Origin of the sequence: Cyanobium sp. WAJ14-Wanaka (assembly GCF_024345375.1) — a bacterium.
Lineage (GTDB): Bacteria > Cyanobacteriota > Cyanobacteriia > PCC-6307 > Cyanobiaceae > Cyanobium_A.
In genome coordinates this window covers 654,320-667,341 of sequence record NZ_JAGQAZ010000001.1, presented here as the reverse complement: position 1 = coordinate 667,341, position 13,022 = coordinate 654,320, and the positions used below count along the sequence as shown (strand labels likewise).

At 61.7% G+C, this 13,022-nt stretch carries 13 protein-coding genes; 4 read left to right on the top strand and 9 right to left on the bottom strand.

Going from position 1 to position 13,022, the window contains the following annotated elements; genetic code table 11:
- Nucleotides 1–36: 36 nt before the first annotated feature.
- The 3 genes from thrB to thrS are packed head-to-tail and all read right to left on the bottom strand — an operon-like array spanning nucleotide 37 to nucleotide 3,773.
- Nucleotides 37–990 carry a homoserine kinase gene (gene thrB / locus KBY49_RS03735; protein WP_254933405.1) on the bottom strand — a complete coding sequence of 318 codons (954 nt, stop codon included), beginning with the start codon at nucleotides 988–990 and terminating at the stop codon, nucleotides 37–39.
- Nucleotides 991–1,041: 51 nt separating this feature from the next.
- Complete coding sequence (glk, locus tag KBY49_RS03730) at nucleotides 1,042–2,046, bottom strand: glucokinase (RefSeq protein WP_254933404.1); 1,005 nt, start codon at nucleotides 2,044–2,046, stop codon at nucleotides 1,042–1,044.
- An 8-nt stretch (nucleotides 2,047–2,054) separates the two neighbouring features.
- Nucleotides 2,055–3,773: a threonine--tRNA ligase gene (thrS, locus tag KBY49_RS03725; protein WP_254934009.1), complete on the bottom strand. Its 1,719-nt coding sequence runs from the start codon at nucleotides 3,771–3,773 to the stop codon at nucleotides 2,055–2,057.
- Between the two features lie 145 nt (nucleotides 3,774–3,918).
- On the opposite strand from thrS, the gene KBY49_RS03720 reads away from it, so the two are divergent.
- A complete protein-coding gene (locus KBY49_RS03720; RefSeq protein ID WP_254933403.1) occupies nucleotides 3,919–4,287 on the top strand; it encodes a DUF2605 domain-containing protein in 369 nt (122 codons plus the stop codon).
- Here the strand turns inward: KBY49_RS03720 and trpS are convergent.
- The 4 genes from trpS to KBY49_RS03700 form a co-directional block, all read right to left on the bottom strand.
- Complete coding sequence (gene trpS, locus KBY49_RS03715) at nucleotides 4,284–5,321, bottom strand: tryptophan--tRNA ligase (RefSeq protein ID WP_254933402.1); 1,038 nt, start codon at nucleotides 5,319–5,321, stop codon at nucleotides 4,284–4,286. The genes KBY49_RS03720 and trpS overlap by 4 nt on opposite strands.
- 5 nt (nucleotides 5,322–5,326) lie before the next feature.
- Nucleotides 5,327–5,914, bottom strand: a complete 588-nt coding sequence (locus KBY49_RS03710) for a hypothetical protein (protein ID WP_254933401.1) — start codon at nucleotides 5,912–5,914, stop codon at nucleotides 5,327–5,329.
- A gap of 16 nt (nucleotides 5,915–5,930) precedes the next feature.
- Nucleotides 5,931–6,479 (bottom strand): hypothetical protein, encoded by a 549-nt coding sequence (locus KBY49_RS03705; protein WP_254933400.1) that lies wholly within the window; start codon nucleotides 6,477–6,479, stop codon nucleotides 5,931–5,933.
- A 205-nt stretch (nucleotides 6,480–6,684) separates the two neighbouring features.
- Nucleotides 6,685–8,010, bottom strand: a complete 1,326-nt coding sequence (locus tag KBY49_RS03700) for an Nramp family divalent metal transporter (RefSeq protein ID WP_254933399.1) — start codon at nucleotides 8,008–8,010, stop codon at nucleotides 6,685–6,687.
- An 88-nt stretch (nucleotides 8,011–8,098) separates the two neighbouring features.
- Here KBY49_RS03700 and KBY49_RS03695 point away from each other — a divergent pair, with 88 nt between their 5' ends.
- Nucleotides 8,099–9,256 carry a DUF4336 domain-containing protein gene (locus KBY49_RS03695; protein WP_254933398.1) on the top strand — a complete coding sequence of 386 codons (1,158 nt, stop codon included), beginning with the start codon at nucleotides 8,099–8,101 and terminating at the stop codon, nucleotides 9,254–9,256.
- Nucleotides 9,257–9,300: 44 nt separating this feature from the next.
- Here the strand turns inward: KBY49_RS03695 and KBY49_RS03690 are convergent, their stop codons facing one another.
- Both KBY49_RS03690 and lepB read right to left on the bottom strand, forming a co-directional pair.
- Nucleotides 9,301–9,648 carry a DUF760 domain-containing protein gene (locus KBY49_RS03690; RefSeq protein ID WP_254934008.1) on the bottom strand — a complete coding sequence of 116 codons (348 nt, stop codon included), beginning with the start codon at nucleotides 9,646–9,648 and terminating at the stop codon, nucleotides 9,301–9,303.
- A gap of 40 nt (nucleotides 9,649–9,688) precedes the next feature.
- Entirely contained in the window at nucleotides 9,689–10,312 is a 624-nt protein-coding gene (gene lepB, locus KBY49_RS03685) for a signal peptidase I (RefSeq protein ID WP_254933397.1), read from the bottom strand.
- Nucleotides 10,313–10,361: 49 nt separating this feature from the next.
- Here lepB and menD point away from each other — a divergent pair, with 49 nt between their 5' ends.
- Together menD and menB are read left to right on the top strand one after the other, a co-directional pair.
- Complete coding sequence (menD, locus tag KBY49_RS03680; protein ID WP_315856991.1) at nucleotides 10,362–12,131, top strand: 2-succinyl-5-enolpyruvyl-6-hydroxy-3-cyclohexene-1-carboxylic-acid synthase; 1,770 nt, start codon at nucleotides 10,362–10,364, stop codon at nucleotides 12,129–12,131.
- A 9-nt stretch (nucleotides 12,132–12,140) separates the two neighbouring features.
- Entirely contained in the window at nucleotides 12,141–13,004 is an 864-nt protein-coding gene (menB, locus tag KBY49_RS03675) for a 1,4-dihydroxy-2-naphthoyl-CoA synthase (protein ID WP_254933396.1), read from the top strand.
- The last annotated feature ends 18 nt before the right edge of the window (nucleotides 13,005–13,022 follow it).

The window sequence follows — 13,022 nt, the reverse complement described above, 5'->3', positions numbered from 1 at the left end:
TCTATCAGTTCCCCCTGGGCGACTGAGTACATCTACTCAGTCGATTTTGTCGGGAAGGGGGCTCCAGCGGCTGCCCTCCTGCTGTATGCCCAAAATGGCCGCTCGCGATTCGACGCCCGCCTTGTGCCAGGCGCGCACCATCGCTTGGCTGACGGCCTCGGCTACCGCTGGCGGGCAAAGGGCCAGCAGGCTGGGACCTGCGCCGCTGATCACGCATCCCCAGGCGCCTGCCTCGATGGCCGCCTCGCGCACCACCTTGCCCCCGTGGATCAGGCCCCAGCGATAGGGCTCATGGAGCCGGTCGTTCATGCCATCGATGATCAGGTCGCCGTTGCCGGTGCGCAGGCCCTGGAGCAGCAGGGTCAATGAACCCATGTTGATGACCGCATCACCCACGGGTATCGCCTTGGGCATGGCCCGTCTGGCTTCGGAGGTGGTAAGCCGAATGGCGGGAATTGCCACCACGGCCTGCACCAGGGGCGACCATTCGCAGCGCACAACCCGCCAGCGCTGGGATGCCGCCTTGGCCGTAAGACACAGGCCCCCCACCACCGAGGGCACCACGTTGTCGGGATGGCCTTCAATATCGATGGCCAATTCCAGCAATTTTTCCTTGCTGAGGGGTTCGCCAACCAGGGCATTGGCTCCGATTAATCCGGCCACAATTGCCGTGGCACTGCTGCCCAGGCCCCGGGCCGGCGGTACGGCCAGGCGCACCCGTGCCTCCAGGGCCACCGGCTCCTCGCCTGCCTCCTTCCAAACGCGTTGGGCAGCTCTGTAAACCAGGTTGTCGGGACCGCCGCGCAGGTGGGCTCCCTCGCTCCCTTCAATGATTAAGTCAAATCTTTCGCTACCGCCTTCGATGGCGCGCATCTCGAAAACATTGTCGAGCTCAAGGGCCGCGCCAAGGCAATCAAAGCCTGGCCCCACATTGGCTGTGGTGGCCGGCACATGAACCTCAACCCCTTGGCCTAGGCGGGGGCGAACCATCTAGTAACTACTACTAGCTCCAGTGTCTCAGGCCACCAGGATCGGCCTGGCCTAGGCCGCCAGCATCCGGGCCCTGCAGGCCGCACTGAACTGGCCGATGGTCGGATCGATCACGGCCGTAATAGGAATGCTTTCGAGGACGGCCGCCAGCCTGCCCTTGGAGAGGAAGCCCCGTTCAAAGCCACCCGCCTGCAATTCGCTGAGCAGCTTGCCCGCGGTTCCTCCGGCCAGCCAGATGCCCCCTTGGCAGAGAGTTGCCAGGGCCAGATCACCACAGACACTGCCGTAGAGATCAATCCAGTGGTCGAGGGCTTGGCGGGCTAGGGGGTTGCCTAGGGCGGCCTGTTTGGCCACCTGGGCCGGCAGGTCGCTGTCGGGATCGGCGGCCACCAGCTGGAGCGGGTGGTCGGGTTCCGCTTGGGTTGCGAGCAACCAACGGGCCAACAGGCCCAGACCAGTGCCGCTAACAACCCTCTCGGTGGAGATGCGTGGCAGTGAAAATTCGCTGGTAAGCCATTGCTTTAGTTCCCACTCAGCCTGGGTTCGGGGGGCGAACTCCCCATGGGAAGCCTCGCTGGCCATCGCCACCAGGCCAGATGCGGTTTGCACCCCGAAGGCCACGCCCAGGCCGGTGCCTGCGCCGATCACCATTAATGGGGCCCGGGAATTGGGCTTGCCGGAGCGGATTTGGGCCCGCTGGTCATCCCTGAGATGGGGTAGGCCGTAGATCAATACGGCGAAATCATTGACCAATTCGAGCTGGCCAATACCCAGCTGCTTGGCAAGTTGGTCCTGGTCCAATTTCCACGACAGGTTGGTGAGCTGGGCCTGGCCCTTAGCCACCGGACCTGCCACAGCAAAACAGGCTGCCTCCGCTTGGTCGCCGCCCAGGAAGGCCTCCACCATGGGGGCGAGGTCGGCCCATTCGCCTGAGTGGTAGTGCTGGGAGCGAATTAGCTCAAGTGTGGAGCTGCGATAGAGGGCCAGCAGGGTTTTGGTGCCACCGATGTCGCCGGCCAAGACAATGCCCTTGCCTTCACATTTTAGTTCTGGCATCGGCAAACTCATGCCGGCTTAAGGCCCAGGCTGGCGGCGCGCTGGCCGTTGGCCTGGCGGGCTGCCTCTGCCACGGTGCTGAGGTCTAGGGCTCCCAAATCCCCATCCCTGCGGCTGCGCAGGCTGAGGGTTTTGTTCTCGGCTTCCTGGCCGCCAATGACCCCGAGAACGGGGATTTTCATCTGTTCGCCGTTGCGAATTAATTTGCCCAGTCTTTCGCCACTGCGATCAATGGTGGCCCGAATTCCAGCTGCCTTAAGGTCTGTAAGAACCGTTTCGGCGTAGGGCATCACCTCATCGGTGACGGGCAATAGGCGGATTTGCTCGGGGGCAAGCCAAAAGGGAAAATCACCGGCGTAGTTTTCGGTCATGATCCCGAAAAATCTCTCCAGGGAGCCGAAGATGGCCCTGTGAATCATGATGGGACGCTGCCTTGATCCATCGGCTGCCACATATTCGAGGTCAAAGCGCTCAGGCAGGTTGAAATCGAGCTGGATGGTGGAGCATTGCCACATCCGACCAATGGCATCTTCTATTTTGAGGTCGATCTTGGGTCCGTAGAAGGCCCCACCCCCCTCGTCGATTTTGTAGGCCCAGCCCTTGCGATCCAGGGCTTCGATTAGGCCATTGGTCGCCAGTTCCCAGACAGCATCTTCACCGATCGACTTTTCTGGCCTGGTGGAGAGATTGATTTCGTAATTTATGAAATCAAACGTGCTCAGGATTGTTTCGGTGAGATTGAGAACCCGCAGGATTTCATCGCCGATTTGGTTGGGCAGACAGAACACGTGGGCATCGTCTTGGGTGAAGCCCCGCACTCGCATCAGGCCATGCATCACCCCAGGCCTTTCGTAGCGATAGACCGTGCCCAGTTCTGCCCAGCGAATTGGCAACTCCCTGTAACTCCGCAGGGTGCTGGCGTAGGTGAGCACATGGAAAGGGCAGTTCATTGGTTTGAGCTGATATTCCCTTTCGTCAACCTGCATCGGCCCAAACATCGATTCGCTATAGAAATCGAGGTGGCCGGAGGTCTTCCATAAACTGATATCAGCCACGTGGGGGGTATAGAGCAACTCGTAGTCGTCGGCGAAATGGGCCTGGCGCCAAAAGTCTTCGATTAATAGCCGCATCCTGGCGCCGCGGGGGTGCCAAAACACCAGGCCGGCGCCGGCCCCATCCTCGATCGAAAAAAGATCCAGGTCGGCCCCGAGGCGGCGGTGGTCCCGGCGCAGAGCTTCTTCCTTGCGGCGTTTGTATTCGGCCAGTTGCTCTGGCGTTTCCCAGGCCGTGCCGTAGATGCGCTGCAACTGGGCCTTGGTTTCATCGCCACGCCAGTAGGCCCCGGCCACGCTCTCAAGTTCAAATGCCTTGGGGTTCAGCTCACTGGTGTTGGCCACATGGGGGCCGGCACAGAGATCCCACCATTGCTCCCCAAGGGTGTACAGGGTGATGGGCTCCTGAATTCCCGCCAAGATTTCGAGCTTGTAGGGCTCGTTCTGCGACTGGATACGGCGCTCTGCTTCGCTGCGGCTCACCTCAATGCGATCGAGCGGCAAGCGTCGCCCAATGATTTTGCCCATCTCCTTTTTGATGGCCTTGAGATCGGCATCGGTGAAGGGTTCGGGATTGTCGAAGTCGTAATAGAAGCCGTTTTCGGTCCAGGGGCCAATGGTGGCCTGGGCCTTGGGATGGAGGGTTTGCACCGCCATGGCCATCACATGGCTCATCGAGTGGCGGATCCTAAGTAGCTGCTCGCTCTCGCTGGTTTTGGGTAGGGCGATCGGGGCCGGCTCGGGAATGGTTGCGGGCGCGGCCACGAAATTCAGGCGATATGTCGGGATTTGATCCTACCTAGCGCCCTAGGTTTGGAAGATGGCCCTTCCCTCCCCCACCCCTGAGCCAGCAGGGGTTTTGCTCGACCAGGTATTGGGCTCCCTGCTGGCGGATTTCAGCAATTGGTTTGGCCGGGGCCTGGTGTTGTTGGATTCCTGCCCCGATGCGGTGATGGGGATGGCGGAGCGCCAGGAGCTGCGCCAAAAGCTGGAGCTAGCCATCAGGGAATTGGCCGCTGCCACCAGCCTGCGGCAGGCGACCCCTGCACCAATGGCCCTGGAGATGGCGACCCTGGCCCCCTGGCACCAATTGGTGCTTTCGGTCTGGCAGCTCTCGGCCAACCTGAGGCGGGCCGGTGTGGCCCTGCCTGAGATGGAGCCCCTGCCCCAGCCTCCCGGTTTTGCCTAGGTGGCCGTTGGGGCGGGGAGAAACCCCAGGGCATGGCGCACCCGCTCGAGGGTGGCCTGGGCCACGGCCGAAGCCCTGGCCTGTCCCTGCCGCAAAACATCGTTGAGGTGGCGTGGATCCGCCCGCAACTCCCCGTAGAGCTGCTGCACCGGCCTCAGCGCTTCTACGGCGGCTTCGGCCAGCAGGGGCTTAAAGGTGCCCCAACCCATGGATGCACATTCCTGGCCGGCAGCTTCCATGCCTTTGCCACTCAAAAGGGCATAGAGGCTGAGCAGGTTTTCCGCTTCGGGCCGTTCCTGGTTGCCAAATTCCAGCCCCATGGTGGGATCGGTTTTGGCACGCTTGATCTTTTTGACGATCAGCTCCGGGGGGTCGAGCAGGTTGATTCTCGATCCCTCATTCGGGTCGCTTTTGCTCATCTTGCTATTGCCGTCGGTGAGGCTCATCACCCTGGCCCCGGCCTTAAGAATTAGGGGTTCGGGCACGGTGAGCACGGGTATCGGCTCGCCGGTTTCGTCCTTTTTGCCAAAGCGGCTGTTGATCCTTTGCTGGGCAATGTCGCGTGCTAATTCCAGGTGTTGTTTCTGGTCTTCGCCAACGGGAACTAAATCAGCCCCATAGAGAAGGATGTCGGCGGCCATCAGCACCGGGTAGTCGAGCAGCCCAACCGACACCTGGTCGCCCTGCTTCACGGCCTTCTCCTTGAACTGAATCATTCGCTCGAGCCAGTTGAGCGGAGTGACGCAATTGAGCAGCCAGCAAAGCTCGCTGTGGGCGCCCACTTGGCTTTGTACAAAGACGGTGGAGAGTTCCGGGTCGATGCCGCAGGCCAGATAGAGGGCCGCCGTTTTAAGGGTGTCTTCAGCTAGCTGGGCCGGATCATGGGGCACGGTGATCGCGTGCAGATCCACCACACAGAAAAAGGTTTCATGGCTTTTCTGCAGATCGACCCAATTGCGTATGGCACCCAGCCAGTTGCCCAGGTGAAGGGCGCCGGTGGGTTGAACTCCGGAAAGGACCCTGGGCCTTGCCATGGATATCAGGCTTCAGCAGGGGCTGTTTCTTCTGAAGCTGTTGTTTCTTCTGAGATGGGGGTCTGGGTGTCGACTTCTGGTGCGTTCTCGGCAACTTCAGTCTCAGCAACTTCAGTCTCAGCAACTTCAGTCTCAGCAACTTCAGTTTCGGTAACTTCAGTTTCGGTAACTTCGCTTTCCTCAACTGCTGCGGCAACGGGAGCTGCCGGCTTGGTGGGCCTGGCAAAGGGATTGGCCTTGGGGGTTCTGTCGCCGCCCTGGTTCGGTCGCTCATCCCGGCCCCGGCGCTCGTCACGGGGGCCCCTGTTGTCGCGGCTGCGGTCATCGCCATCGCGACTAGGGCCGGCCTGGGAGCGCTGCTGGGCGACTAGTTCGTCGAGCTTGCCCTCCTCAATTAGCTGGGCAACAGTGCGAATCGAGAGGCCAAGGGCGGCCACGGTGGAGCGCAGTTGGAACGCCTCTTGCACGGCCCGGGCAGCCCGCATCTCGTTGTCGCTGAGGCGAATGCGGAAACCACCTGGTTCCCGATTACCTCCAGGCCTGCCGCCACGGGCAGGATTTTCTTGACGGGGTGCAGCGTTGTCTTCGGCCATTGCCGCAGGCTTGTAACTAAAGGCAAGTGTGCCGCATTGGCGGTCCGCCGGGCCCGATCCAGAGGAGTTGATGGGCCTCGTTTTGACCGGCCCGCGCCAGTACGAGCAAGGGGAGTTGGCGGGGCGAAGATCCTTTCCAGAGGCCCCGATAGGTTTCGATTAGCTCGAGATAGCGCTGCAGGGTCCACTGGTTGTTGCCCTGGTCCTGGAGCGACCAAAAGCGTTGTTGGGCTTGCTGGCAGGCGGGCTGGCCAAAGTCTTGCCAGCACTGCAGTTGGGCTGTCCAGGGATTCAGCCCGGCGGCTATCAGTTCGCGATAGCGCACAAGCTCCGGTGCGTCAGCACTGCTGTCGGGGGGCAACACGGCGGCAAGCCGCTCCACCGGTACGGCGCGTAGCTGCAGCCAGCAGCGATCCAGCAGGGCAACCGGCATTCGACCGCTCCAATCGGGAGTTGCTTCCAGCTGGGCCAACCACTGGTCGATCCAGAGTCTTTGGCGCTGGCTCAGGGGCGGAAGCAGCAGGCCGGGGTCGGCGCTGGGGCTGGGTCGGTGGCGCCGGGGCATCGGGCTTTACCAAAATCAGCAGCTTTTTCATGTCCATACTAGTTGTTTTGCAAAGTTCCTAAAACTTGGCAGCAAGATGGGTCGTTTTTGGCATTCTGTTGATTCCGTTTATACCCTTTACCATTTTGAATCTTGCCGTTTAAGAACTTGCCATTTTAAAATTGTTTTTTAAAGCTTTTCTGTTCAGTCTCGACTTCTCCAGTTTTTAGTGCCCGATAGCCGCCGATCCAGTTGAAATTAGTAGGGCAGCATTGATCACAACGATCAGGCCTGCACTCAGCCAGCCAAGAATTTGTAACCAGCGAGGGGCTACCAAATCACCCATGATTTCAGGCCTGCTGCAGATCCATACCAGGGGAATGGCAGCGAATGGCAGCTGCAGACTCAATAGCACCTGGCTGAGCACCAACAGTTTGTTGATCCCCATATCCCCCAGCACTATTACGGTCACCATGGCCGGTATAAGGGCCAATCCCCTGGTAAGCAGTCGACGTTGCCAATCCGGTAGTCGCAAATTGAGGAAGCCCTCCATCACCACTTGGCCAGCCAAGGTGGCAGTAATCGTGGAGCTTTGCCCTGCGGCCAGGAGCGCAATACCAAATAACAGGCTGGCCAGGGAGGTGCCCAGCACAGGTGTAAGCAGGTGATAGGCCTGGCCCAGGTCGCTAATAGGATTTTCAAAGCGGCCGTAGAAACTGCCCCCAGCCAGCACCAGGATGGCCGCATTCACCACAAAGGCCAGGCTGAGGGCGATAAGGGCATCGAGGGTGCTGAAGCGCAGGGCTAGTTGTCGTACGCCCGGCTGTTTTTCCCACACCCGAGACTTAACCAACGATGAATGCAAATAGAGGTTGTGGGGCATCACCGTGGCCCCCACAATCCCTGCAGCTAAAAACCACTGCTGACCTCCCCGTAGTTGGTCTATCTGGGGAATAAAGCCCTGGGCAACAGCTGTCCAATTCGGTTGCAGTAACACCAGTTCAACGGCAAAGCAGCTCCCAACTAGGACCACAAGGGCGATCACAATCGCCTCTAGGTGTCGCACTCCCCACCGCTGTAAAAGCAGTAATAGCAGGGTGTCTAGGGCAGTAAGGGCCACGCCCCAGGGCAGGGGGAGCCCAACCAGTAACTGCAGGGCAATGGCACTGCCCACAAGTTCGGCCAGGTCGCAGGCGACGATCGCCAATTCCGCCAGCACCCAAAGGGGTAGGCGCATTTGCTCGGGTAGGTGTTTGGCGCAGGCCTCGGCCAGGTCGAGTCCGGAGGCAATCCCAAGTCGGCAGCAGAGCGACTGCAAAAGCATGGCCATCAGGCTCGAGATGCCAACCACCCAGAGCAGGGAGTAGCCAAACTGGGAGCCCGCCGCCAGGTCGGTGGCCCAGTTGCCTGGGTCCATGTAGCCCACCGCCACCAGATACCCGGGCCCAAGAACCCTTAAAAAGGTGGAAAGGGCAGATCCATTGGCAGGAATCCACACTGATAGTGCCCGGCGCTGCCCCGTCTGATCGGCTCGGCTTGGTGGCAGGTGCACGATCAGGGGATCGCATGGTCTTGATCGCTGAGGTTAGGTAACCCCCTTCGGCGATGCTGGCCCAGCGATGCTTCCGGATTCCGTCCCCGTGTCTTCCTCCCCAGGCCAGGCCTGGCCCTGGTGGCCCCTGCTTCCCCTCTATCCCTACGGGCTGCGGCGGACCCTGGTCCGGGAGATTGTGCCTGGCCAGGTTTGGAGCTTTGAGCAGCTCCAGGGCGTTTTTTATGTGGCCGTGCCAATTCGGATGACGGTGCTGCGGCTCGACCGGGGCCTGCTGCTCTACGCGCCGGTGCCGCCCACGGCTGAGGTCTTGTCGGCCCTGGCAGCCCTTGAGGAGCGCTTTGGCCCGGTGAGCACGATCGTGCTGCCAACCGCTTCCGGGCTTGAGCACAAAATTCCCGTGCCAGCCATGGCCCGGCGCTTTCCCCAGGCCACGGTTTGGGTGGCTCCTAACCAGTGGAGCTTCCCCCTGCGCCTACCCATGGGATGGCTGGGCTTCCCCCGGGGGCGTACCCAGGTGTTGGGGGAGCAGGGCTACCCCCATGGCGATCAACTTGATTGGCGAACCCTCGGCCCCCTGGACCTTGGTTTGGGTTCATTCGTTGAGGTTGCCTGCCTGCACCGAGCCAGTGGGGCATTGCTCGTCACCGATGCCCTGGTGACCATTGGCCCCTGTCCACCTGCCCTATTTGAGGCAGATCCCACGCCCCTCCTGTTCCATGCCAGGGAGCGGGGCGACGAGCCCCTGGTAGATGGCTCTGGGGCCCGAGAAAGGGGTTGGCGGCGGCTGGTGCTGTTTGCCTCGTACCTGCGGCCCGGCAGCCTGGAGGTGGCTGGTTTTGGCGAGGTTTTGCGACAGGCCTTTGGCCCTGACCTACGCAACCCACGCAGCTATTTTGGCCTTTACCCATTTCGCTGGAGCAGCGATTGGCAGCAGGACTTCCTGGATTTGGTGCCGGGGCCCGAAGCGGCACCCCAGGTGGCGCCGGTTCTTGAGCGGCTGGTGTTTCCCCGCTGCCGCGGCGCCCTTTTGGCCTGGCTGCGGGAACTTGGCAACCTTGATGGGGTGAGCTGCCTGGTGCCGGCCCACTACGAGGCTCCAGTGCCCTGCTCGGCTGGGCAGCTTGCAGAGCTGGCAGATCGTTTAGAGCAGCGCAGCTGGGCCCCAGATGGGGGTAGCTGGAGCTATCTGGCGGGGATTGATCGGGCCCTGGTGGCCCTGAAGTTGGTGCCTGAAAAGCCCTGATAAACCTGGAAGTAGCTGGCAGGCCCTGCCCTTGGCAATTGCTGTCAGAGCTTCAGTTCGCCGGGATCGCTGTCCAGTTCGCAGCTGCCCAGCAGGGAGCTTTCCAGCTCCATGCGCTGCTCCATCTGGCGCAAGAAATAACCGGTCATCATGGCGGAAGCCAGCAGGCCAGCCAGGTTTTCCCGATTGGTTTGGATCTTCACCTCAAAGTGCTCACTGGGCAGCATCCCCAGCAGGCCCTGCACGTTGTGGCGAATGATGTCCTGGATATCTCCACTGGCTGAGCGGGCCACCCTTTGCAACACGTCAGGAGACTGCTCCTGCAGGTATTGGATCAGGGAATTGCCGCTGATGGCTTCGTTGTCGGTCGTCAGGAACTCCGGGTTGAACATTGCCGGTGTGTTCTGCGTCACGACTTGCACCATAACCCAGCTAATCGGAGGGGCCGGGGGCGGTTGCAGGGGGTGAAGTCCGTATCAAACCGAACCTGGCCAGGGGCCAATAGCGGAAAACCGCAGTGCCAATAACATCCGAATTGGCCAGGGGTCCCCAGAGGTGGGAATCGAGGCTGGAGTTGCGGTTGTCACCCATCACCAACAGGCTTTCTGGCGGCACCGTCACCGGGGCCATTTGGTAATTGGGGGCCTCCGTTGCCCAGTCCTGGGCAACGGGAAGGCCATTGCGCCAGAGCTGGCCCCCCTTTACCTCCACCCTGTCGCCCGGAATGCCCACAACCCTTTTGATCAGGGCAGCGTTGGGGTCGTAGCCCGCCTCCTGGAGTACCTGGGGCGCATGGAAGACCACCACTGTCCCCAGGGGAAGGGGCATGCCCAGGCGGCTGCGGACCTTTTCGACCAACACCCGATCCTGGATCTGCAGGTTGGGCAGCATCGATCCCGAGGGGATCCAGCGGGGTTCCAAAACTGCCCAGCGCAATAACAGTGCCACCCCAACCCAAGCCAGAATGGGCACGACTTGTCTGCGCAGGATTTCTGCCCAAGAAGCACGCTGGGAGGAATCGCTGGTCAAGGATTGGCGGGATGATTGATACACCATCCTGCTGGGCCTTGGTTTGGAGCTAGCCCAACGCAATCTCAGGGCGTGCTTGGTCCTGCTTCGGACCCTGATGGACCAGGGTCTGGCCCTGGTGGTGGTTTGTCCGGGCAGCCGCTCCGGGCCCTTGGCCGTGGCGGCGGGCCTGCTGGAACCCCAGGGCTTGGCGCTACGCACGGCCCTCGATGAGCGCTCAGCTGCTTTTTTTGGCCTGGGCTGGAGCCGGGCCCAGGGCAGGCCAGCGGCGGTGATCACCACCTCCGGCACTGCTGTAGCCAATTTGTTGCCGGCCGTGGTGGAGGCCGACTACGGGGCTATTCCCCTGCTTTTGCTAACGGCTGATCGTCCAGTTGGTCTGAAGGGATGCGGTGCCAACCAGACGGTCAATCAGGAAATGTTCCTGGCCGCCAATGTGCGCTGGCTGGGCTGTTCGCCCCCGGAGGGCCTGGCTGCAGCTGAGCCAGATCAGATCAGGGAGTTGGCCCAGCGGGCCATGGCCTATTCCCTTGGCATTGCTGGTCAACAGACACCATCTCTTGCTGCCCCCGGGCCGGTCCACCTCAACCTGGCCTTTGCCGAGCCCCTCCATGCCAGTGGCGGGGTGTTGTTGGCGGAGGCCTTTGGCGTCTTGACTGCCCCTGGCCTAGCCAGTGCTGCAGGCCCTGCGGCAACAACCGGGCCCCTTCCTGCGCAAGGCATTTCCTCGCCCATTCCCCCTGGCCTGGCGGGCCTGGATCCCGATCGCCCCGGGGTGGTGGTGGCTGGCCCCTGGCGCGGCATGCCCGGCCAATGGCAGGGTTTTGAAGTTGGCCTGCGCCGTTGGCACAAGCGCACGGGCTGGCCCCTGTTGGCTGATTTTCTCAGTGGCCTTAGGGGCCTGCCGGGCCTGGGCCAGATCAATGGCTACGACCTTTTGCTCGAAGCCGCTGGAGCCCCCCTTGAAACCTGCCAGGTGCTCAGGTTGGGCCCCTTGCCCGCCAGTCGCCGTCTGCAGCGCTGGTTGGAGCAGATCCAGGGCCACCAGGTTTTGGTTAGCCAGGGCGATCCACGGAACCTCAATCCCCTTGGCGGTGATTGTGTGCAAACTTCGATGGGATTGGAGGCCTGGCTGGATCAGCTGCCGGAAGCCCTCTGGAGCCAGCCCGCCTCTGAAACTTGCACCGCCCAGGCAGCCCTTTGGCAGCAGCGGGAGCAACGGCTTCAGCTGCAGCTAGGCCAAGCCCTCTCTGGCAGCGGCCTCAATGAACCGGCCCTTGCCCGCCAGTTGAGCCAGTTGTTGCCGGCGGGGGTTCCCTTGGTTTTGGCGAACAGCAGCCCGGTGAGGGATTGGGAGAGCTTTTCGGATCCAGCGGCCCCAGCCCGCCAAGTTTTCGCTTTTCGCGGCGCCTCAGGCATTGATGGCACCCTTTCCCTGGCCTGTGGAGTGGCCGATGCCCTCGGCAGCGCCGTACTGGTTACTGGCGACCTGGCCCTCCTGCACGACAGCCATGGCTGGCTCTGGCGCCAGCAATTGGCAGGCCGACTAACGGTGGTGCTGCTCAATAACAACGGCGGCGGCATTTTTGAGCAGCTGCCCATTCGGCCTGAACCGGGCCAGGCCATGGATTTTGAACGGCTATTTGCCATGCCCCAGCAGGTGGTTCCCCTGGCCCTGGCTGCCGCCTATGGGGTGCCGGGTCGCCGCTGCCGGCAAGCCATAAACCTGCCGGCCGATTTGGAGTGGGCCCTAGGCCAACCGCTGGCCCTACTTGAGCTGGGCACCGATCGCCGCAGCGACGCCCTGCTGCGCCAGCAATTGCGCAAAATGTGCCAGACAACCTGATCGACCGGCATGGCCGCCCATCCCTCCGTGACCTGGCAGGCGGCCTGTATCGATGGGCCGATCCATTACGAGGACATACTTTTTGACCTTAGTGGTGATGGCATTGCCCGCATCACGATCAACCGGCCCCACAAGCGCAACGCCTTTCGCCCCCGCACGGTGCAGGAGCTCTGCGATGCCTTTTCACGGGTGCGCGATAACCCTGCGGTGGGGGTGGTGCTGTTGACCGGAGCCGGACCCGCCGCCGATGGCGGTTGGGCTTTCTGCTCCGGCGGCGACCAGAGCGTCCGCGGTGATGGCGGTTACATCGGTGAGGACGGGCTGCCCCGCCTAAATGTTTTGGACCTGCAGCGCCTGATTCGCAGCCTGCCCAAGGTGGTTATTGCCCTGGTCGCCGGCTACGCCATCGGTGGCGGCCAGGTGCTTCATCTCCTGTGCGATTTGAGCCTGGCTGCTGAAAACGCTGTTTTTGGCCAAACCGGCCCCCGGGTGGGCAGCTTTGACGGGGGCTTTGGCGCCAGTTACCTGGCCCGGGTGGTGGGCCAGCGCAAGGCAAGGGAGATTTGGTTCCTATGCCGTCAATATGGCGCTGCCCAGGCTCTGGATATGGGCCTGGTTAATGCGGTTGTGCCCCTGGAAGAGCTAGAGATGGAGGGGGTTCGCTGGGCCCGGGAGGTTTTGCAGCACAGCCCCACGGCGATCCGTTGCCTGAAGGCTGCCTTTAATGCCGAAACCGATGGCATGGCCGGTCTGCAGGAGCTTGCGGGCCAGGCCACCCATCTCTTCTACCGAACCGCAGAGGGCCAGGAAGGGCGCAATGCCTTTTTAGAAAAAAGGAACCCGGACTTTTCTGAAAACGACTGGCTTCCCTGAGGTGCCAGGTCGCTTTTG

Bases quoted from the DNA above. Each gene is read 5' to 3' on its own strand.
- thrB (WP_254933405.1), bottom strand. From the start codon at position 990: ATGGTTCGCCCCCGCCTAGGCCAAGGGGTTGAGGTTCATGTGCCGGCC.
- glk (WP_254933404.1), bottom strand. From the start codon at position 2,046: ATGCCAGAACTAAAATGTGAAGGCAAGGGCATTGTCTTGGCCGGCGAC.
- thrS (WP_254934009.1), bottom strand. From the start codon at position 3,773: ATGAGCCATGTGATGGCCATGGCGGTGCAAACCCTCCATCCCAAGGCC.
- KBY49_RS03720 (WP_254933403.1), top strand. From the start codon at position 3,919: ATGGCCCTTCCCTCCCCCACCCCTGAGCCAGCAGGGGTTTTGCTCGAC.
- trpS (WP_254933402.1), bottom strand. From the start codon at position 5,321: ATGGCAAGGCCCAGGGTCCTTTCCGGAGTTCAACCCACCGGCGCCCTT.
- KBY49_RS03710 (WP_254933401.1), bottom strand. From the start codon at position 5,914: ATGGCCGAAGACAACGCTGCACCCCGTCAAGAAAATCCTGCCCGTGGC.
- KBY49_RS03705 (WP_254933400.1), bottom strand. From the start codon at position 6,479: ATGCCCCGGCGCCACCGACCCAGCCCCAGCGCCGACCCCGGCCTGCTG.
- KBY49_RS03690 (WP_254934008.1), bottom strand. From the start codon at position 9,648: ATGTTCAACCCGGAGTTCCTGACGACCGACAACGAAGCCATCAGCGGC.
- lepB (WP_254933397.1), bottom strand. From the start codon at position 10,312: ATGGTGTATCAATCATCCCGCCAATCCTTGACCAGCGATTCCTCCCAG.
- menB (WP_254933396.1), top strand. From the start codon at position 12,141: ATGGCCGCCCATCCCTCCGTGACCTGGCAGGCGGCCTGTATCGATGGG.